Annotated in this window: 18 protein-coding genes; 15 read left to right on the forward strand and 3 right to left on the reverse strand. The window is 74.4% G+C overall.

All coding sequences use genetic code 11. From position 1 onward, the window contains the following. The first annotated feature begins 19 nt into the window (after positions 1-19). The 4 genes from ACIQR3_RS27485 to ACIQR3_RS27500 all read left to right on the forward strand — a co-directional run bounded on the left by ACIQR3_RS27485 (position 20) and on the right by ACIQR3_RS27500 (position 5664). On the forward strand, positions 20-2374 hold the full coding sequence (locus tag ACIQR3_RS27485; RefSeq protein WP_403543319.1) for a histidine kinase: 2355 nt from the start codon (positions 20-22) through the stop codon (positions 2372-2374). Next, positions 2374-3045 (forward strand): response regulator, encoded by a 672-nt coding sequence (locus tag ACIQR3_RS27490; RefSeq protein ID WP_403543402.1) that lies wholly within the window; start codon positions 2374-2376, stop codon positions 3043-3045. The genes ACIQR3_RS27485 and ACIQR3_RS27490 overlap by 1 nt, the downstream gene beginning before the upstream one ends. Before the next feature lie 171 nt (positions 3046-3216). Continuing rightward, positions 3217-4335, forward strand: a complete 1119-nt coding sequence (locus ACIQR3_RS27495; RefSeq protein ID WP_403543320.1) for a lysostaphin resistance A-like protein — start codon at positions 3217-3219, stop codon at positions 4333-4335. A 135-nt stretch (positions 4336-4470) separates the two neighbouring features. Beyond that, positions 4471-5664 carry a cytochrome P450 gene (locus tag ACIQR3_RS27500; protein ID WP_403543321.1) on the forward strand — a complete coding sequence of 398 codons (1194 nt, stop codon included), beginning with the start codon at positions 4471-4473 and terminating at the stop codon, positions 5662-5664. Between the two features lie 77 nt (positions 5665-5741). On the opposite strand, the gene ACIQR3_RS27505 is transcribed toward ACIQR3_RS27500, so the two are convergent. Continuing rightward, positions 5742-6887 (reverse strand): wax ester/triacylglycerol synthase domain-containing protein, encoded by a 1146-nt coding sequence (locus tag ACIQR3_RS27505; RefSeq protein ID WP_403543322.1) that lies wholly within the window; start codon positions 6885-6887, stop codon positions 5742-5744. Between the two features lie 416 nt (positions 6888-7303). Here ACIQR3_RS27505 and shc point away from each other — a divergent pair, with 416 nt between their 5' ends. From shc to ACIQR3_RS27535, 6 genes are all read left to right on the forward strand, one after another. Next, positions 7304-9346: a squalene--hopene cyclase gene (shc, locus tag ACIQR3_RS27510; protein ID WP_403543323.1), complete on the forward strand. Its 2043-nt coding sequence runs from the start codon at positions 7304-7306 to the stop codon at positions 9344-9346. Positions 9347-9426: 80 nt separating this feature from the next. Next, complete coding sequence (locus ACIQR3_RS27515) at positions 9427-10827, forward strand: cytochrome P450 (protein ID WP_403543324.1); 1401 nt, start codon at positions 9427-9429, stop codon at positions 10825-10827. A gap of 148 nt (positions 10828-10975) precedes the next feature. Next, positions 10976-11755 (forward strand): SDR family NAD(P)-dependent oxidoreductase, encoded by a 780-nt coding sequence (locus tag ACIQR3_RS27520; protein ID WP_403543325.1) that lies wholly within the window; start codon positions 10976-10978, stop codon positions 11753-11755. A 155-nt stretch (positions 11756-11910) separates the two neighbouring features. Then, positions 11911-12180, forward strand: coding sequence for a hypothetical protein (locus ACIQR3_RS27525; protein ID WP_403543326.1), 270 nt, complete (start codon positions 11911-11913; stop codon positions 12178-12180). A 29-nt stretch (positions 12181-12209) separates the two neighbouring features. After that, positions 12210-12476: a hypothetical protein gene (locus ACIQR3_RS27530; RefSeq protein ID WP_403543327.1), complete on the forward strand. Its 267-nt coding sequence runs from the start codon at positions 12210-12212 to the stop codon at positions 12474-12476. A 25-nt stretch (positions 12477-12501) separates the two neighbouring features. Next, positions 12502-12753, forward strand: coding sequence for a hypothetical protein (locus ACIQR3_RS27535; RefSeq protein ID WP_403543328.1), 252 nt, complete (start codon positions 12502-12504; stop codon positions 12751-12753). 86 nt (positions 12754-12839) lie between these two features. On the opposite strand, the gene ACIQR3_RS27540 is transcribed toward ACIQR3_RS27535, so the two are convergent. Continuing rightward, on the reverse strand, positions 12840-14252 hold the full coding sequence (locus ACIQR3_RS27540; RefSeq protein ID WP_403543329.1) for a pyridoxal phosphate-dependent decarboxylase family protein: 1413 nt from the start codon (positions 14250-14252) through the stop codon (positions 12840-12842). Between the two features lie 47 nt (positions 14253-14299). Between ACIQR3_RS27540 and ACIQR3_RS27545 the strand changes: the two genes are divergently transcribed. The 5 genes from ACIQR3_RS27545 to ACIQR3_RS27565 all read left to right on the forward strand — a co-directional run bounded on the left by ACIQR3_RS27545 (position 14300) and on the right by ACIQR3_RS27565 (position 18871). Further along, the gene (locus ACIQR3_RS27545) at positions 14300-14953 is read left to right on the forward strand and encodes a hypothetical protein (RefSeq protein WP_403543330.1); all 654 of its coding nucleotides are present in this window, start codon (positions 14300-14302) and stop codon (positions 14951-14953) included. Positions 14954-15028: 75 nt separating this feature from the next. Then, positions 15029-15217 carry a hypothetical protein gene (locus tag ACIQR3_RS27550; RefSeq protein WP_403543331.1) on the forward strand — a complete coding sequence of 63 codons (189 nt, stop codon included), beginning with the start codon at positions 15029-15031 and terminating at the stop codon, positions 15215-15217. A 62-nt stretch (positions 15218-15279) separates the two neighbouring features. Beyond that, positions 15280-16644, forward strand: a complete 1365-nt coding sequence (locus tag ACIQR3_RS27555) for an ATP-grasp domain-containing protein (protein WP_403543332.1) — start codon at positions 15280-15282, stop codon at positions 16642-16644. After that, positions 16641-18179: a pyridoxal phosphate-dependent decarboxylase family protein gene (locus ACIQR3_RS27560; RefSeq protein ID WP_403543333.1), complete on the forward strand. Its 1539-nt coding sequence runs from the start codon at positions 16641-16643 to the stop codon at positions 18177-18179. The genes ACIQR3_RS27555 and ACIQR3_RS27560 overlap by 4 nt, the downstream gene beginning before the upstream one ends. A gap of 200 nt (positions 18180-18379) precedes the next feature. After that, a complete protein-coding gene (locus ACIQR3_RS27565) occupies positions 18380-18871 on the forward strand; it encodes a DedA family protein (protein WP_403543334.1) in 492 nt (163 codons plus the stop codon). Positions 18872-19229: 358 nt separating this feature from the next. Here the strand turns inward: ACIQR3_RS27565 and ACIQR3_RS27570 are convergent, their stop codons facing one another. Beyond that, complete coding sequence (locus ACIQR3_RS27570; protein WP_403543335.1) at positions 19230-20726, reverse strand: tripartite tricarboxylate transporter permease; 1497 nt, start codon at positions 20724-20726, stop codon at positions 19230-19232.

Below are 20726 nucleotides of genomic sequence, written 5' to 3' on the forward strand. Positions count from 1 at the left end.
CCTTACGCTCGCACCCGACATGGAACCCCTGCGCACCTGGCTCCTCCCGGCCGCCCTCTCGCTCCCCAACGCGGCGATCCTGGCCCTCCTGCTGCTGCCGGGTGGCGCGCCGCACGGCGTGCTGCTCCCCGCAGGCATGGCGGTCGCCCTCGTACTGCAACTCGTCGCGCTGGGACGGCGCCGCCGCGCCCCGCTGCAGGCGCTGGCCGGGACGCTGGCCGGCCTGGTGATCGGCGCGACGGCCGCCCCCGAACACTTCGGTGACCTCTGCGCGTTCGCCGCGGTGTACTCCGTGGCGGTGCGCCGCGGCGGCCGGGTCACCGTGCTCGCCACCGCCGCCGCCGTCGTGTGCGGGTGGCTGCCGGGCGCCCTGCGCGGCGGTTCCGTGCCGGCGTTGCTGACCGACCTGGGGGTCACCGCCTCCCTGTTCGTGGCGTGCGCAGGTCTGGGCGAGGCGCGGCGGCAGTGGCTGGGCGGCCGGTGGGCGGCGGCCGGACGGCTGGCCCGGGCCGAGGAGGAGCGGCGGCAGGCCGCCGACACCGAACGCCACCGGCTCGCCAGGGAACTGCACGACGTCAGCGCCCACCACCTCACCTCGGTGGTGGTCACGGTCGACGCGGCCCGCAGGCTCGGCGCCAAGCGGCCCGAACTCGTCGCCGAGGCCCTGGCGTTCGCCGCGCGCACCGGCCGGGAGACGCTCACCGCCCTGCACCGCCTGGCCACCGTCATGCGCGACACGCGGGCGGCCGACCCACGGCCGGTGAGCGGACGGCTGAGGGAACTGGTCGCCGCGTTCAGCCGCCTCGGCCGCCCCGTCGACGCCGACCTGCCCGACGACCTCGCCGGCCCGGCGGCCGAAGCCGCCCTCGCCATCGTCCGCGAAGCCCTCACCAACGCGCTGCGGCACGCCCCCGGCGCACCCGTGCGGGTCCGGATCCGGCGTACCGGCGACACCCTCGCCCTGACGGTGGACAACGGCCCGCCGCGCGCCGCGCGGGACCGCCTGCGGGCCACCGCCGGGCTCGGCTCGGGCAACGGCGTCACCGGCATGCGGGAGCGGGCGGTCGCCGTCGGCGGCGACCTCACGGCGGCGCCGGTGGCGGACGGCGGCTGGCGGGTGACCGCCACCCTGCCGGACAGCACCGGACCGGTACGGCCCGACCGGCCCGGCCGGTGGCGCGCGCCGCGGCGCGAACAGCGCCTGACCGACGCCTGCCTGATGTTCACCGCCGTGGTGGTCCCGCTGTTCGTGCTGCTCTCCGCCATCGCGGACGGGGCGCTGCCCGGCGACCCGGCCGGCATGCTCGCGCTGGCCGTGGTGCTGGTGGCGCACGCGCTGCCCCTGCTGTGGCGCCGCCACACGCCCTGGGCCGCGCTGGGCGGGGTGGCCGCGACCCTCTGGCTGGTACCCGCCGCCTGCGCCGTCGGCCTGGTCCCGGCGGACTGGGCGAGTCTGCTGCCGGGCGCCGTGGTGGCCGAGGCGACTGCGGTGTACGCGGTCGCCGCCTACGGCCGCCGGACCGTGCGCGCCCTCGGCGCGGTCCTGGCCGCCACCGTGAACCTGGTGGCCGCGATCATGGTGACGGCCGCGGCCGACGGGGTGCTGATGGGGTCGTGTGCGGAGCCGGTGGTGATCGGCTGGACGGCGTTCCTGCTGCTGTGTGCCACAGGCTCCCTGCTGCTCACCCTGTGGGGGACCGGCCTGGGCGTGCGCGGGCGCCGGCTGCGGATGGTGACGCGCGAGAGCGGGGCGCTCGCCGACGCCGTCCGGCAGACCGCCCTCGAAGCCGCCGCCGAACGCCGCAGGATAGCCGCCGAGTTGCACGCGACCGTACTGGAGCACACCACGCGGATGGTGGCGCGGGCGGACGAAGGGGAACTCGACGGGGTCGCCACCGAGACCAGGGCGGCGCTCGCCGCGATGCGGGAACTGCTGCGCGGCCTGCGCGCCGGCACCGAGAGGGAGACACGGCACGCCCCGCAGCCGGTCGCCGCCGACCTCGTGGACCTGTGCCGCGCGTGGCGCACCGCCGGGCGGAAGGTGACGCAGCACGGACTGCCCCGGGCCGCCGAGGGGCTGCCGGTGCCGGTGTCCCTGACCGTGTACCGGGTGGTGGAGGCGGCGCTCGGCGCGGGCGACCGGGGCCCGGCCCGGGTGACACTGCGCCGGCGCCGGGGACAGGCGCACCTCACGGTCACCGGGGTGCCGCTGGCCGCCGCGGGACCGGTGGCCGAGCGGCTGCGCGTCCAGGTGGAGGCGGGGGAGGGGAGGATGACCGTAGACCGGGCGGGTACGCTGCGCGTGTCCCTGCCCGCCGGAGACGTACCGGACCGGGCCGTCGCCCAGGAGGTTGCGTCATCGCCGTACGCGTGATGGTCGTCGACGACCAGGCCGTGGTGCGCGCCGGGTTCGCCGCCGTCGTCGACGCCGAACCCGACCTGACCGTCGTCGGCGAGGCCGGTGACGGAGCGGCGGCGGTGTCCCTCGCCCAGCAGACCGCCCCCGACGTGGTCCTGATGGACATCCGGATGCCCGGCATGGACGGCCTCACCGCGACCCGCCTGATCACCGCGCTGGAGACGCGCCCGAAGGTCCTCGTCCTCACCACCTTCGACCTCGACGTGTACGTCTACGAAGCACTGCGCGCCGGTTCGTCGGGGTTCATGCTGAAGGACGCCCTGCCCGAGGACGTCCTCGCCGCGATCCGGGTGGTCGCCGCCGGGGAGGGCATCCTCGCCCCGGCCGTCACCCGCCGGCTCATCGGGCAGTTCGCGCGCGGGGCGCCCGTGCCGCCCGAGATCTCGGGGCGGCTGGCCGGTCTGACGCCCCGGGAGCGGGAGGTGCTGCTGCTGATCGCCTCCGGGCTGACCAACGCCGAGATCGGCGACCGGCTCGGGGTGACCACCGGAACGGTCAAGTCCCACGTCAACGCCCTGCTCACCAAACTCCGGCTGCGCGACCGGGTGCAGGCGACGATCCTCGCCTACGAGACGGGCCTGATCCGTCCGCGCGGGACGACCGACGACCCGGCCACCGTGGCGTGAAGGGCCGCCGGGCGACCGGAGGCCTCCGTGACCGGAAACGGCTCACGACCGGACCCGGGACGGCTCCGGACCGGGACAGCTCCGGACCGGGACGGCTCCAACCAGAGATGGAGACGCCTTTCCTGCCGGTGGCTGACGTCCCGCGCGGACGGTGACGGCAAGCTGTTGTACATGACAGAACCCGCTTCCCCGCCCTCCCTCCCGTACCACCGGCTGGCCCGCCTCACCGGCCGTCACCGATGGTGGCGACCACTGCTGGGGCTGCTGCTGATGACCGGCGGCTGGCTGCTGCTGATCGTCGTCGTCGACACCGTGGCCTACGGCGTCGGCGAGGCGTCCGGCCGGCCGGAACGGCCCGACGGTTCGGTGGACTTCGGCCCGCTGCCCAACACCGTGCTGGACCTCTCGTTCATCGCCCTCATGCTGCCCATGGCCCTGCTGGCCGCGCGCTGGGCCGACCGCAGACCGGCCGGCAGCGTCTCGTCGGTGGCCGGACGGCTGCGCTGGGGCTGGCTGACGCGCTGCCTGGCGCTCGCGATGCCCGCCTGCATGGTGCTGCTCGCGGCGTCGTTCCTCCTCCCCGCCGGCGAAGAGGAGTCCGCCGCGGCGAACGAGTGGGTGGGGCTGCCGACGTTCCTCGTCTCGCTGGCGGTGCTGGCGGTGTTCGTGCCGTTGCAGGCGGCGGCCGAGGAGTACGTGTTCCGGGGCTGGCTGATGCAGGCGGTCGGCGGCTTCCTGCGCTCGCCGTGGTGCGCGGTGCTGCCGCAGGCGGCGCTGTTCGCCGCCGCACACGGCTGGGGCACCCCGTGGGGCTTCGCCGACCTGCTGGTGTTCGGCCTGGTCGCGGGCTGGCTGACCGTGCGCACCGGAGGCCTGGAGGCCGCGGTCGCCCTGCACGTCCTCAACAACCTGACCGGCTTCGGCCTCGGCGCCGCCGTCGTCGACGGTCTGACGTCCGAGGAGACCGCCGCCGACCTGCCCTGGCAGATGGCCGCCGTCGACACCGCGACCATCCTGCTGTACGCCGCCGCGGTGCTGTGGCTCGCCCGCCGCAACCCGCCGCAGCGCCTCGCGACCCCCCTGCCCGCGACCCTCGCTCACCCGGTGCCGGCCTACGGCGTGCCGCGGTACCCGGCGCCCGTCGGGTACGCCGCCGGGCCGTACCCGGCACCGACGGCCGCAACACCGTACGGCGGCGCCGCCCACTTCCCGCCACCGCCCTACGGGCCCGACGCGCCGGCCGCGCAGCCGCCCGCCCACCGTCCTGCCGACGGGCGTGCGCCACAGTGACCGCTCGTCAGGGCGGTCGTTGACGGGGCATGGGTGCGGGTCTCGCTGACGCCGGTTCGCGGGTGGGTGAACCGAACGCCGTGCGTGAGCGACAAGGCGACCCGTCCGCGCCGCGAGGCTTGTCCTGGAGGATGCGTGTCCGAGGCGAGTGAAAACGTACCGCTGTTCCTGGAGCGATCGGAGTTCGGCCCCGGACCCGGCCTGCTGAGGGCGAGGGACGAGGACGGGGTCCGCACGGTCCCGATGCCGATGGGATTCGAGGCGTGGCTGGTGACGCGGCTGCGCGACGTACGGCAGGTGCTCGACGACCCGGCGCGGTTCAGCAACGCCCACGACGGTCTGCTGCGCCCGGCCGGGGCAGCGCCCCGGACCGAGGAGGCGGCCGCGGCGCGCGCGGGCAACCTGCTGGCCTGCGACCCGCCCGAGCACACCCGCTTGCGACGGATGCTCGCCCCGGCCTTCTCGGCGGGCCGGATGCGGGCGATGCTGCCGGCCGTCCGGCAGATCGTGGGGGAGCGGCTGGACGCGCTGGAGCGGTCGGGGCCGCCCGCAGACCTGATGGCGGAGCTGGCCCTGCCGCTGCCGTCGCTGGTGCTCTACGAACTGCTGGGCGTACCCCACGCGGACCGCGAGGAGCTGGCACGGCGCGCCGGCCTGATGCTGGCCGAGCCGGCCGCCGGCGACCAGTGGGTCCAGACGCAGGCGCGGTGGCGCCGGTACCTGGCGGCTCTGGTGGCCCGGGCGCGGACCGACCCGGGGACGGGCCTGCTGAGCACGCTGGTACAGCGACACCGTCAGGAGGTGACCACCGAGGAACTGGTGGGCATGATCGACCTGGTGGTGCTGGCCGGCCACGAAACCACCGCCCACATGCTGGGGATGGCAGTGTGCGCCCTGCTGCACCACCCCGATCAGCTGGAGCTGCTGCGCGCGCGGCCCCACCTGATCGACGCCGCCGTCGAGGAGCTGCTCCGCTGGCTGAGCATCGTGAACTCCGGCAGTGCCAAGGTCACCACGGCGGAGGTGGAGATCGGCGGCCGCCGCATCGGCCCGGGCCGGCTGGTGATCTGCTCGCTGCCCGCCGCCAACCGGGATCCGCAGCTGCTGGCGGACCCGGACCGGCTCGACATCACCCGCGGCGCTCCCGGCCACCTGGCCTTCGGGCACGGCGTCCACTACTGCCTGGGCGCTCCGTTGGCCAGGATGGAACTGCGCGTGGCGGTCCCCGCTCTGCTGGAGCGCTTCCCCGGCCTGCGCGCCACAGCCGCGCCGGACTTCGGCAATCGGCACGCCGTGTACGGCTTGCGCTCCCTGCCGGTGACGTGGTGATGCGTCGCGTCACCGCCCGGGGACGCGTCCCCGCGGCGGGTACCTGACGCCGCGCCCCAGCCGTGCGGCGTCGCTCCTCACCCGGAGGCCAGACTCCGCACGGAGGCTCGCCAGCGAAGGTGGAGCCGATCGAGCCCGGGTACCGCCGCGTCCGTCACGAAGCACGCCGCCGCGACGTCACGGCAGGTCAGCAGGGAGACGGACAGCGGGGTGCCGTCCAGCGCGCACGTCAGCGGCAGGGCCCGGGTGACGGGCGCGCCGTGGAAGGCCAGACCGCCGCGCAGGGCCATGTGGCTGGCGCTCACGCCGGCCCGGGTCGGGTCCCGGACGACCCGGTACAGCGCCGTGACCAGCCAGGCCGGCAGCATCGCGTCGTTGCGGCGCAGTGCCTCGCGGACGACCGGTGACCTCAGCGGCGCGGTGACCCGGGCGGTGTGCCGCAGGCACTGGACGGGGGTGAGGCCGGCGGTGGCGATCCTGAGCGGCACAACCGTGGTGCGGTTGCCGGGCATGCCCACCTCCCCGGCACGCCGGATGCTGACGGGGACGTCCACGCGGATGCCGGAGCCCGTCTCGGTGCCCTGATCGGCGGCCCACCGTGTCACGGCGTGGGCCAGGGCGGCCAGATAGACGTCGTTGCGTGCGACACCGTGCGACCGGGCCGCCTCCGTCAGCCATGCGGACGGCACCTCGGCCCAGCGGAAGACCCGCTCGTCCGAGAAACGGTCCCGGTCACGGCCCCAGAACCGCTCCTTGCGCAGCATCGCGGCCGTGGCGGCCGCCGTGCGACCGCGGTCGCCCAGCGTGGCGCGCACGGGTTCACCGAGGCCCGCGAAGCAGGTGCGGGACCTGACCTCCGCGTCCTCGGCGAACAGGGTTTCCAGCGTGTGCAGCACACCGCTCCCGTCCTGCAGAGCGTGGTGCACCCGGTACAGGACGACGTACTGCCCGGCGGCATGACCGTGGAGCAGCCACAGTCGCCACGGCGGGGCGGACACCGGCAGCGGGGCCCGCACCAGGCGTTGCAGGGCCTCGTTCAGAGCGGCGGTCCCCGGAGGCAGCACGATCTCGGTGAGATGCTCCGCCACGTCGACGCGGGTGGTCCGCCACACTGCGCCGCCCGGCGGCAGGTGACAGGCCAGAGCGGGCAGCAGGGGCAGCCGCGCGGCGAGGTGCGCGGCCAGGTCACCGGGGGCGGGCGGCTCGCCTTCGAAGTGGAGCACGAAGCCGATGCGGGGCCGTGTGTCAGGACCGGATGACAGACGGTGGAACAGTCGGTCGAGCGGTACCGCTCGCGGGAGGTGGCTGTTGCCCTGGGCCATGTCTCCTACAGTGCGCGACGGTCGTGCGGACGGCTCCTCGCCGGTGGTGCCTGGGCGTCCAGGCGAGGTACGCCCCCTGAGGCCGCGATCTCACGCCATCCGCCCAGCCGCCGGACCGGGCAGGCCACCGGTTCCGGGGGCCGTGACTCCCCGCGGCGCGGCCGGCCCTCCCCTCACCGGCGCTCCTGCGTGGCGGGACCGTCACCATGAGCGTTCAATCGCAGATGTGTGGTCTGCCTTTCCGAAGACCCACCCCCCTGCGGGATCTCCGCCGGCGGCGGCGCGCCGCCCGTTGATGACGACCTCCGAGGTGTGCCATGTCACCGCAGCACCACCAGGCCGAACCGGCCCTCTCCCCGGCAGGGACGAGGCCGGCTCCGGGCGAGCCTCCGGCCGCCGGTCTCGCCGGCGAGGATCCGGACGAACGGGACACCGCCCGGTCGGCGGCCCGCGCGGTGACCCTCGCCGCCGACCGCCTGCTGTCCTCGCAGAGCCCCGAGGGATGGTGGAAGGGCGACTTCGAGACCAACGTCACGATGGACGCCGAGGACCTGCTGCTCCGTGAGTTCCTCGGCATCCGCACCCCGGAGCAGACCCGGGCGACCGCCGCGTGGATCCGCGCCAAGCAGCGACCGGACGGCACCTGGGCCACCCACCCCGACGGGCCGGCCGACCTGTCCACCACGATCGAGGGCTACATCGCCCTGCGGCTGGCCGGTGACGACCCGCACGCACCGCACATGGCCGCCGCCTCCGCCTGGGTGCGCGAGCACGGAGGCGTGGCCCGCGCCCGGGTGTTCACCCGCATCTGGCTGGCACTGTTCGGATGGTGGCGCTGGGAAGACCTGCCCGACCTCCCCCCGGAAGTGATCTTCCTGCCCGCCTGGGCACCGCTCAACCTGTACTCCTTCAGTTGCTGGGCCCGCCAAGCCATCGTCCCGCTGACGATCGTCTGCGCCCACCGGCCCACCGCCCCGGCCCCGTTCACCATCGGCGAACTGCACACCGACCCCGCGCGCCCCAACCCGCCCCGCCCCCGGGCACCCCTGACCACCTGGGAGGGCGTCTTCCAGCGCCTGGACGGCGCACTGCACCGGTGGCACGCCGTCGCCCCGCCCGCACTGCGCCGCGCCGCCATCCGCGCCGCCATCACCTGGATCATCCGGCGACAGGAGGCCGACGGCTGCTTCAACGGCATCCAGCCACCGCTGGTCTACTCGATCATCGCGCTGCGGCTGTGCGGCTTCAGCCTGAACCACCCCGTCCTGCGGTCGGCCCTGGAAGCGTCGGAGGCGTTCACCGTGCGCACCCCCGACGGGAAGCGGTGGGTGGAGTCCTGTCAGTCGCCGGTGTGGGACACCTGCCTGGCCGTCACCGCCCTGACCGACGCCGGCCTGGCGCCCGACAACCCGGCCCTGGTCAAAGCCGCCGACTGGCTGCTGGCCAAGGAGGTCACGGCGCGGGGCGACTGGTCGGTACGCCGACCCCGTCTGGCCCCTGGCGGCTGGGCGTTCGGCTTCCACAACCGGAACTACCCCGACACCGACGACACCGCCGAAGTGGTCCTCGCCCTGCGCCGCGTCCAGCACCCCCGGCCGGACCGGGTGGCGGCGGCGATCGGCCGGGCGGTGTCATGGAACCTCGGTATGCAGTCGCAGTGCGGCGGCTGGGGCGCCTACGACGCCGACAACACCAGCCGCTGGCCCGCACGGCTGCCGTTCTGCGACTTCGGCGAGGTCACCGACCCGCCGTCGGCGGATGTGACCGCGCACGTGGTGGAGATGCTCGCCGATGTCGGACGGGCCGGCGAGGCGGCCACCCGCCGCGGCGTCGACTGGCTGCTGCGCCACCAGGAGCCCGACGGTTCCTGGTACGGCCGCTGGGGAGTCAACCACGTGTACGGCACCGGCGCCGTTCTGCCCGCCCTCGTCGCCGCGGGCGTGCCGCCCCGTCACCCGGCGGTCCGCCGGGGTGTGCGGTGGCTCGTGAACCACCAGAACCCCGACGGCGGGTGGGGGGAGAAGTGGGAGTCCTACACCGACCCCGCCTGGCGCGGACGCGGACCCTCCACGGCCTCCCAGACCGCCTGGGCGCTGCTGGGTCTGCTCGCCGCCGGACAGCACGACCGTGCGGAGGTGGCCGCGGGCGTGCGCTGGCTGGCCCGCACCCAGCGCGAGGACGGCTGCTGGGACGAACCCGAATACACGGGAACCGGCTTCCCCGGAGACCTGCCGCTCAACTACCACCTGTACCGGCTGCTGTTCCCGCTCAGCGCCCTGGGCCGCTATCTGACGGCCGTAGGGCACGGAGCCGGCGCCCAGGCACATGTCCGGACCATCACCGTGCCGACGGGTACGTGAAGCAGGACCCTCTCCCTGCCTCCCTGCCTCCCTGCCTCCCTCCTCCCTCTCTCCCTCTGCCGTCGACGTGGAGTACTGTCGTGGACCCGACCGAGCAGCGCGCAGCAACACCGTCCGACGAGCGCTCCGCAGCGGGCTTCGCCGTCGCCGCACCGGCCACCACCGCCGGCTCGACCGCCCCCCTGGTGTCAGGACCTCTTCCCCTGCTGGGGCACATGCCCGCTTTCATGCGTGACGCCACCGCCGTTCTGGAGCGCGGGTACGCCGAACACGGGAGGCTGTTCCGGCTGAACCTCGCCGGCGTACCCGCGGTCGTCCTGCTGGACCCCGAACACCGCGGTGACATCATGACGCTGCCGGAGGAGACGCTGTCCATCGCCGCCTCCTACCCGTTCCTGCGGACCATGTTCGGGTCCGACTTCTACTTCATGGCCCCCACCCCGGAGTACCGGCGCCAGCGCGAGTTGTACGTGCCCGTCTTCCGGTCCGGTGCCCTCCACGGCTACCTGCCCGTGATGGAAAGACACACCCAGGACCTGATCCGGCGGCTGGGTGACGACGGTGAAGTCGAACTCGTCCGCATGTGTGCCGAACTGAACCTGCGCATCATCGCCGACACCTTCTTCGGAGAGGAGTTCGGCCACCGCCTCGTCGGCGCGCTGGAGGACTTCGAGGACTTCTCCGCCAACGTCAGCTTCCTCCTGCCCCCTTGGCTGCGCCCCCTGCGGTCACGGCGCAGCCGCAAGGCCCGCCGGCGCCTGCACGTCATCGTCCTGGACTGTCTCGCCCAGCGGCGCGCGCGTCCGAAGACGGAACCGGACTTCCTCCAGTCGCTCTGCCAGAGCCGCTACGCCGACGGGACGGCCGTACCGGACAGTTCCATCGTTCACCAGGCCCTCGGCCTGGTGTGGGCCGCCCGGGAGACCACCGCCGGGCAACTGGCGTGGAGCCTCGCCGATCTGCTGACCCACCCCCAGTACCAGGCCGCCCTCCTGGCTGAACAACGCGAGCACGTGCCGGCCGGGCAGCCGCTCACCATGGAGGCGATGCATGCCCTCACCCGCCTCGACCACCTGATGTACGAATCCGAGCGGCTGCACCCGCTGGCCATCCTGATCGCCCGTAAAGCCATGCGTCACCTGCGCATCGGCCCGTGCCGCATCCCCCGCGGCACCATGGTCCTCACCTCGCCGTACCTCACCCACCGACTGCCCGAGGAGTGGCCCGACCCGCAAGCGTTCCGCCCCGAGCGCTACGAGCAAGATCCCAGGGCCGCCCGGAACCTGCTGGGGTTCGGCTCAGGCATCCACCGCTGCCTCGGCCAAGGCTATGCCCGCCTGGAGACCAAGGTCTTCCTCACTCTCCTGTTGCGCCGCTACCACCTGGAACTGCTCGACACCCCGACACCCGTGACGGGCTTGTCCCCCCGGGGCCTGGCCGCGCCGTGCCGCATCCGCTACCGACTCCGCGACCCCGCTTGAGACGGGCCTGCGGTGGGGTGGTGCGTAGGTTCAAATACACCTTGCCGCAAGTGAGTTGAGGAAGGCGAGTGGGTGGTCGCGGGGATTAGGATCGACGGTGAGCGCCAGTTCGGTGATCTCCACCGGAGCATGTGAGGGGAACCCCGCGATGAGCGAGAACGGCCACTCCGAGACGTCCGCACCAGGTCCGTCGTGGGCACTGGTGACCGGTTCGACCAGCGGGATCGGACGTGCGACGGCGGTCGGCCTGGCCCAGGACGGGTACGCGGTCGTGGTCACGGGCCGGGACCGGGACCGGGCCGCCGAGACCCGCCGGGACATCGAGGCGGCGGGTGGCCGAGCGCTCGATCTCGTCGCCGACCTGGCCGATCCGGCGGCTGTGCGCGGCCTGGTCACGCGGATACGGGACGCCGTCGACGGCCCGCTCGACGTCCTGGTGCACAACGCCGGCGGCGGCGGCTTCGCGCCGACCGAGTCCACTCCGGAGGAGATGTTCGACGCCGCCTTCAACCTCCACGCCAAAGCGCCGTTCCTCCTGACGGGCGCCTTCGCACCGGCCATGGCCGAGCGCGGGCGGGGGGCCATCGTCAACGTAGGGAGCCTGAGCACCTCGATGGCGGCTGCCGGCACGTGCGCCTTCCAGGCGTCGAAGGCGGCGCTGTCCATGATGACCAAGTCGTGGACGGCGGAGTACGGTCCCCGAGGGGTGCGGGTCAACTCCGTCGACCCCGGCTTCATCCTCACCCCGGTGAACGAGGGGGTCCGTGACATGTACGGAACCTACCTCGCCTCGCTGCCGGCCGGACGGGGCGGAGACGCGGAGGACGTCGCGCACGCTGTCCGCTTCCTCGTCTCGCCCAAGGCGTCCTACATCAACGGCGCGACCCTCACGGTGGACGGCGGCAAGACGGCTGTCGTGGCCATGTGACGGTCAGCGGCGCGTCCCGCGAGACGGGGCTCGGACCGCCCGAACGGATCGCCGGGAAAACCGCTTGTCACAGGGCAGTGTCCTCCGACCGGCCTAGCCCGTTGTCACCACGTACCAGCTGTGACGTACCGGTGAAAGCGATGGGGATGGCGCACATGACGAACGGGTGCGGGCGCGTCGTGCTGACGCTCTGCTGCGGCCTGATGGCGGCGGGAGCGGTAGGGACGGCTCACGCGGACAGCAACGACAACCTGGCCGACCCGCCGATGACGTGCGGTGCGGGGCCGCTGTCGGTGAGCACCGAGGGACAGTCGTGCGTCACGGACCAGCAGGTCGACCAGCAGATGGTCAAGCACCACAGCAAGAGCGCCGACCTCTTCGACTTCGCCGACGTGATCACGCCGGTCGACGGCCTGGTGCCTTGAGCCTTCCGTCTTCGTTCAGGAGTTCATCGATGCGTACCCGTCAGTTCGTCGGAGCCGCGGCCCTGGCCGCGGGGGTGCTGGTGCTGCCCGCCGCGGGAGGGGCCGCCGCGGACACCAACATCAACACGTACAGCCCGTCGATGCTGTGTGACACCGGACCGGCGGCCGCCACGACCGCTCACAGCTCGTGCGAGGCGCGGCAGAGGGTGAAGCAGGGCGTGCTGAAGACCCACACCGACGACGTCGACCTGGTCAACCGGCTCGACGTCGCCGTCCCGGCCGCCCTGGGAGCCTGAGATGACGGCAGGACGCTCCAGGGGTGTGACGCGTACGGCCGGCCTGTCGCTGACGGCGCTCGCCGCCGTACTGGCGAACGGGGCGCAGGCCGCGGCCGACTCCAACCAGACCGAGCAGAAACCGGTGATGCTCTGCAACATCGTGCTGCTCTCGCCCGGGGCCCAGGTCGGCGACGGATGCCAGGCCCTGCAGGCCAGCGGGCAGAGCATCGTGAAGGAGGACAGCGTCAGCCACACGCTGGTCGACTTCATCGGCGTCCGTCCGACCGCGTTGTGACGGAGCCGTCCGGCCCGCCGGGAGCCGTCCGTCCGGGACGTGCCGGGGGAGTGGCGCAGGCCGGCCCCGGCGGGCCTTCCGGTCCGTCAGGAGACGGACGCGGCGCAGGCCCGGACGGTGTCCCAGGCCCGGCGGACGGTCGCCTCGTCGGCGTACGGGGAACCCAGGGCGGCGCGGAGCACCGGCCGGCCGTCCACGGTGGCGGGCGTGCACAGGACCTCCGGTTTCCCGGTGAGGCGCCGGGTGATGTCCCGGGTCACCTCGTCGCTCTCCGCGCGCAGCACGACGAGCCCCAGCCGGTGGGCCACGAGACGGAAGCCGGGCTCCCGCTCGACCAGGGAGGCGAGCAGGGCGGCGAGCCGGACGTCGCGCCGGATCACCTCCCGCAGTCCCTCCAGCCCGTGGGCGCGCAGTACGTACCAGAGCTTCAGGGCCCGCATCGGGCGGCCGAGTGGAACCTGCCAGTCCTTGAAGTCGACGACCTGCCCCGAGTCGGTGGCGTCGTTGCGCAGATAGGAGGAGGTCGCGCCGAGGGCGTCGGTCAGGTCCCTGCGGTCGGCGACCCACAGGACGTCGCACGGGATGCCGGTCCGCATCCACTTGTGGGCGTTGACGGCGTAGGAGTCCGCGAGGTCCGCCTCGGCGTCCGCCTCCCGCAGTTCCGGACAGAGCGCCGCGCTGCCGGCGTAGGCGGCGTCGACGTGCAGCCAGACGCCGCGCTCCCGGCAGACGGCACCGATCCGGGGCACCGGGTCGATGGCGCAGGTGGCGGTGGTGCCCACGGTCGCGACGACGGCGGCGGGCACCAGCCCCGCGGCCCGGTCGGCGTCGAGGCGGTCGGCCAGGGCGGCCGGGTCCATGCTGTGCGTGCCGGGGACGGTCGGCACGAGGACGGGTTCACCGGCGCCCGCGACACGGACGACCTTGGGCACACTGTGGTTGGCCTGGTCCGTGCAGTAGACGCGCAGCCGGCCCTCCGTCCCGTGCTCGCGCCACCGGCCCCCGGAGGCCCGGTGCAGGGCGGCGGCCACGGCGACCAGCGCGGCCGACGACGCCGAGTCCTGGATCACGCCGCCGCCCTGCCCCGACGCGTGCGTGAACCGGGACGGCAGGCCCAGGGCACGGGCGAGCCAGTCGCACACCCGCTGCTCCAGCTCCGTGGCGGCGGGCGACGTCGACCACATCATGCCCTGTACGCCCAGACCCGCCGTGACCAGCTCGGCCAGCACGGAGGCGGGCGAGTTGTTGGCCGGGAAGTAGCCCAGGAAGTTCGGGTGCTGCCAGTGCACCAGCTGCGGCACGATCGTGCGCCAGGTGTCCTCGAGGATGCCGGCCAGGTCCTCGCCCTGCTCCGGCGCCGTCTCCGGGAGCGCCTTGAGCGTGGTGCCCGGTGGACCGGACGGCACCACGGGGAGTTCGCAGGAGGCCAGGGCCCGCCAGTGGTCGGCCAGTCGGCCGGCCGCGTCAGCCGCGGCGGTCTGAAAAGCGCGCTCGTTCATGTGCGGAAGTTAGACGCGCGGCCTCCCAGGCCCACCCCCATGGAGTCATGATCACCCGTACGAGCCCCGTGTGGCTGCCCCCGCCCGAACTGCTGCCCGACGCTCGTTCGGCACTCCGTGCCGCGGCGGCGGAACTCCCCGCCCCGGGCGACGGCCCCGGCGCCGACCCCCGCCCCGGGGACGCCGGACCCCTCGCCGACCCCAGGGAGGCCGTGTACGACGCGCACTTCGGTGTCGCCCGTACCGCCCGCGACCCGGCGCGCACCCTGCTGCGGGCACTGCTGCAGACCACCGCCGAGGCGAGTGCCTGGGTCCGCGCCGACGACCGGGCCGCCCTGCACGCGGCGCTGGCGGTCTGCGGGGCGGGCACGCCCGCCCCCGTCGGCGCACCGGCCGGGAATCCGAGGGCCCGCTGGAGGGCGGGGCACCGGCTGTTCTTCGCGCTCACCGCCGCCACCGTCGTCGCCCTGCGGGACGCCACCGCCCGGCCCGCGGGACGCCACCCCGGGCCGGCCGCGACCCGGGACGCGGCCGTCCTGCTCCGGGCGAGCGCGGCCGCCATGGCAGCGACCGCGTCCTTCACCCCGCACGCCTACCAGACAGAGGTACGGCCGTCGATGGAACCGCCCGCGGAGCGGGACGGTTTCTCGGGGCTGTGGTCCGCCGACCACCGGGCCCTCGTACGGCAGCTGGGGATCTGAGGCAGGGCCCACGCCGCCGCCTGCCCCGCGGCGCGGTGTGTCGCGGGACGTGGGCTCCATGCCGCCCTGACGGAGGTGCACGCCGCTCACCACGGCATCTGCGCCCGCTTCGTCGGCCACGGCCCCTCCCTGCTGGGGACCGGCGCCGACGCCCCGCACACCCTGGACCGCCTGGCCGTCTCCCGCGGCAGGCTGCTGCGGCCGGACGCCGACCCGCCGCCCTTGCACCACCGCCGCGAAGCCGCCGCCCACCGGAGGAACTGATCGTGCGCCCGAACGCCCCGTCACCCGCCCGACCCGGACCCGCGTCCGACGCCCTGCCTCCCGTGCGGGAACCGGACGGACCCCGCCCGGTCACGCTGGAAGGCGTCGCGGCCGACGAGGGGACGGCTCACCTGGAACGGCTGGCCGACGAGATCGTCTTCCTCGACCGCTCCGCGTTCCTGCCGGCCTCCTGCCGCCCCGCCACCGGACGGGTACGGCACGAGCCCGTCTCCCCGCTGCTGACGGCTCCGCCCCCGCCGCGGCCCGCACACCGCACCGGCGGGCGGACGGTCGCCGTCGCCTTCGCCCCCGAACACGGTGACCACGCGCGCGCCTGGGCCCGGCAGCACGGTTGCCCGCTGCTCGCCCCGCCCGCCGGCATCACCGCCCGCGCCTCCGACAAGATCGACTCGCTGGACCTGCTGGCCGAAGCGGGCGTCGCCGTCCCCGAGCACGTGGTCGTCCCGGCGCGGCGGCAGCCGTCGGCCGCCGCCCACTGGCCGGACGGCTGGGACGCCGCGGTGCTCCAGCGCCGGGAGAACAACCTGGCGGGCCGCGGCACCGTCCCCGTCGACACCCCCGACGCGCTGCCCGCGGCCCTGGACGCGTGGGCCGGCCACACCCTGCGGCTCAGCCGGCGCGTCCCCGGACTGCCGCTGACCGTCAGCGCCTGCGCGGGAGCGGACCGGACCGTCGTCTCCGCCGTCTCCCACCAACTCGTCGGCCTGCCGGAACTGACACCCGGATGGGGTACCCACTGCGGCAACCAGCTCCTGGACGGCTCCGACCTGCCCGCCGTGCTCCTCACCCGCGTCCGGGACACCGCCCGTGCCGTCGGTGACGTGCTGCGCCGGCACGGCTTCCGGGGCGTCTTCGGCCTCGACCTCGTCGTCGACGGCGGGACGCCCGTGGTCATCGAGATCAACCCGCGCTTCCAGACGGTGGCGTCCCTGGCCCAGGCGGCCGAGGCCGCCGCCGGGCTGCTGCCTCTGCTGGGGCTGCACGTACTGGCCTGTCTGTTGCCCGAACTGCCGCCCGTCCGCGCCATGACGTGCCCGGTGCCGAGGCTCGCCCAGCTCGTCGTGCACGCCCGGCGGCCCGGCAACGTCACGGGTCTGCCCCGCCCCGGCCAGTACCGGCTGACGGGAGAGGGCCCCCTCCACCTGCTCGAACCGTTCGCGGGGACCGGCACGCTCGACGAGACGGCTCTGCCGGAGCCCCTCCCACAGCAGGGGGCCGGGACGGCCCTGCTCTGGCCGCACGCCTCACCGGGGCCCGTGCTGCCCGGCGACGAACTCGTGCTGGTGCAGACCGGCCACCACCTCTGCGACGTGTCCCCACGACCCGCCCTCGGCCCCTGGGGCCGGTCCTGGACCGAACGGCTCCTCACCCAGGAGATCCGAACCACGACAGGTGATCCCGCATGACCCGGTCCCGCGCCGACGCCCCGGCCGCCGGCCCGGTGCCGTCGGCCCGCCCCGCGAGCGCCGGCGAGGCCCCGCACCCCTACCGCCCCGGTGAACTCGCCCTGTCCGCGGAGGAGATGCGGGCCGCCGGCCGGCATGCCGTGGACCTCGTCGTCCAGCGGCTGTGCACGGTGGCGGACGGCCCGCCGCACGCCGTCGCCGGTCCCGCCGAACTCGCGGCGCTGCTCGACGAGCCGCTGCCCGAGGAGGGCGGCGACCTGACCGGGCTGCTCGACCGCCTCGCCCGGGACGTCCTGCCCCTCGGCATCCGGTTCGACCACCCCCGCTGCTTCGCCTTCGTGCCCACCACCGGCAACTACCCCGCGCTCCTCGCCGACCTGCTCTCCACCGCCCACCTGAGCGTTCCCGGCGCATGGCTGGTCGGTTCCGGCCCCACCCGTGTCGAACTGACCGCCCTGAACTGGCTGAAGGAACTGCTGGGGCTGCCCGGACACTGGGGCGGCCTGTTCGTCAGCGGCGGCTCCGTCGCCAACCTCACGGCACTCGCCGCCGCCCGCGACCACCACCTCGCCGGTGATCTCGCCGGCGCCCGCCTCTACTGCTCCACCCAGGCCCACCCCTCGGTCGCCCGCGCCGCCCACCTGCTGGGTCTCGGCCGCGACCAGCTCACCGCCCTCGAACCCGACGCCGGCCAGCGCCTCGACCCGCGGGCCCTGGCCGCCCGGATCGACGCCGACCGCACCGCCGGCCTGCGTCCCTTCGCCGTCGTCGCCACCGTCGGCACCACCGGCACCGGCGCCGTCGACCCCGTCACGGACCTCGCGCGGCTCTGCCGCCGGCACGGGCTGTGGCTGCACGTCGACGGCGCCCACGGGGCGGCGTACGCCGTCTCCGAGCGCGGCCACCACCTGCGCGACGCGCTGGGGCACGCCGACTCCCTCACCTTCGACCCGCACAAATGGCTGTTCCAGCCCTACGAGACCGGCTGCGTCCTCGTCCGCGACCCGGAGCTTCTCAGGGCCACCTTCCGGATGGCCCGCCACCACCTCGACACCGGATACCTCCACCCCGCCGAGGCCCGTCACGACGAGGTCAACCTCGACGACCTCGGCCCCCAGCAGTCCCGCGGCCTGCGCGCCCTGAAGGTGTGGCTCTCCCTCAAGACGTTCGGCGCCGCGGCCTTCCGCCGTGCCGTCGATCACGGCCTCCACCTCTCCGACCACGCCGCCGCCCGCATCACCGCCCACCCCGACCTCGACCTCACCAGCCCCCCGGGCCTCGGCATCCTCACCTTCCGTTGCCGGCCCCCGGGCTGCCCCGTCGACCCGGCCGCCGCCGACCGCCTCCAGCGGTCCGTCGGCGACGCCGTCCGCGCCACGGGCCAGGCACTGCTGCTGACCACGCGCGTCGACGGCCGTACGGTCCTCAGGATGTGCACCATCAACCCGGCCACCACCACGGCCGACATCGACGCCGCCCTCGGACTGGTGGTTCGGGCGGGGCGGGCGATGACAACGGTGCCGGGCGAGGCGTAGCACGGAAGCCGGCCGCCCGGCCGGTGCTGCGGGCCCTCCCGGGGAGGCGGGGACGAGGGTCCCCGACCCCGGTGCTGCTCAGCGGGGCCGGGTGCGACAATGGGCGCGGGGGTCGGAACCGGCAGCAGTGGACCGCAGGTGAGACATGGAGACCAGGCTCGTGCCCGTCGAGGGCCCGGTGGCGCCGAGGGCGAGGCGTCGTGGATGAGGTCGCGCTCACAGCCGCCGGTCTCTACGTCATCGTGCTGCTGCGGGCCGGAGGGACGTACGCCGTCGGGCGGCTCGCCGGCGCCGGCGCACGGCGCAGTACGTTCGCCGCACGGCACTCCTCGGACAGGTTCCGGCGCGTCGAGCGGGCGATCCAGCGCTGGGGCGCGCCCGTGGTCGCCGTCTCCTTCCTGACCGTCGGTTTCCAGACCGCGGCCAACTTCCTCGCCGGGAGCATGCGCATGCCCCTGCCGCGCTATCTGCCCGCGCTCTTCGTGGGTGGAGCGGGCTGGGCGCTGATCTACGCGACCGCCGGGCTCGGGGCCCTCGAACTGCTGGGGCGGCTGTTCGCCGAGCGGACGGAGTTCGGTGTGGCCGCGATCGTGGCGGTCCTCCTCGCGGTGTGCGGCGGGGTCGTGTACCGCCGCCGGAGGAAGACCGTCGCGCCGGTGCCGCGCGAGGCCGCGGTCGAGGAACAGCACTGACAGCGGCTCGCGTCACGCGGTGATCCTCACCTCGCCCGGACGCCCGGTTTGCGGTAGAGCGAGTCAGGCGGGCCTCGATCGTCTCGCGGGACGGAAACAGCGACGCGACGGCCTCCCCGTTGCTGAGGCCCTCGCCGACGGCCCGGGCGACCTGGAGTTCCTGCGGGGTGAGCAGGGCGGCGGCCAGGCGGTCAGGACGCCCTTGAGGCCGGCGGCCTGTCCGAGGCCACCCCGCTGTGAGTCTCCGTGCCGGAGGAGGCCGAGGTGCGCGAACCGGGGCGGCGGCTCGGCGAGGCCGGCAGCCGCGTCGTCGCCGGAACCCTCGTCGGCCGGCTCCGCGACGACACCGGTTCCTGCCTCAACCGGACGAGCTGGAGCCCCGCCCCGCCGCCCGCCGCAGCAGCGGCCAGGCCAGTAGCAGCACGATCACCGCGTACACCGTCACCGAGAACGGCGTGTCGACCAGACCGGTGACGCTGCCGTCGCTGATCTGGAGCGCGCGCCGCAACTGCTGCTCGGCGGCGGGGCCGAGGATGACGCCGATGACGGCGGGCAGCACCGGCAGCCCGTAGCGCCGCATGCCGAAGCCGACCAGGCCGATGACCAGCAAGGTCACCAGGTCGACGACCTCGCCGCCGACGGCGTAGGCGCCGACCGCGGCGAAGAACATGATCCCCGCGTAGAGGTAGGGGCGCGGGATGCGCAGCAGCTTGGCCCAGACCGGGGCCAGTGGCAGGTTCAGCGCGAGCAGCAGCACCATGCCGACGAAGAGCGAGGCGATCAGGCCCCACACCAGCTCGGGTTCGCGTTCGAAGAGCAACGGTCCCGGCTGGATGCCGTACTGCTGGAACGCGGCCAGCATCACCGCCGCCACCGCCGTCGTCGGCAGCCCCAGCGTCAGCATCGACACCAGCGTCCCCGCCGCCGACGCGGACGCCGCCGACTCCGGGCCCGCGACGCCCTCGATGGCGCCCTTGCCCCACTCGTCCTGGTGCTTCGAGAGCCGTTTCTCGGTGACGTACGACAGGAAGGTCGGGATCTCCGCGCCGCCCGCCGGGATCGCGCCGAACGGGAAGCCGATGAACGGGCCCCGCAGCCACGACTTCCAGGTCCGGCGCAGATCCGCCCGGCCGAGCCAGGGCCGGCCCACCGGGATCGGGTCGGCCGCCCCGCGCCGCAGGTGGGCCGCCACCCACAGCGCCTCCCCGATCGCGAACAGACCGACCGCGACGATCACCACGTCGATGCCGTCGGCCAGTTGCAGGGAACCGAACGTCAGCCGCTGCTGTCCGGTCATCTGGTCCAGGCCCACCAGCCCGATCGTCAGGCCGATCAGCAGCGAGGCCGTCCCGCGTACGCGCGAGGAGCCCAGCACCGACGTCACGGCGATGAACGCCAGCACCATGATGGCGAAGTAGTCCGGGGCGCCGATGTCCACCGCCAGGTCCGCGACCGTCGGCGCCAGCGCCACCAGCAGGACCGTGCCGATCATGCCGCCCGCGAAGTGGCCCACGGCGGCCGCCGCCAGCGCCTGCGCGCCGCGCCCCGCCTTGGCCATCGGGTTGCCCTCCATGGCCGCGACCACGGCCGCGCTCTCCCCGGGCGTGTTGAGCAGGATCGAGGTCGTCGAGCCGCCGAACATGGCGCCGTAGTAGATGCCCGCGAACATGATGAACGCGGCGACCGGGTCCAGGCCGTACGTCACCGGCAGCAGCAGGGCGACCGCCATCGCCGGGCCGATGCCGGGCAGGACGCCGATCGCCGTGCCGAGCAGCACACCGAGCGCGGCCCACAGGAGGTTGAGCGGGGTGAGGGCCGTACCGAAGCCGTCCCACAGCGAGTTGAGGGCGTTCAT

It is taken from the genome of Streptomyces sp. NPDC090994, assembly GCF_044768905.1.
Taxonomy (GTDB): Bacteria; Actinomycetota; Actinomycetes; order Streptomycetales; family Streptomycetaceae; genus Streptomyces.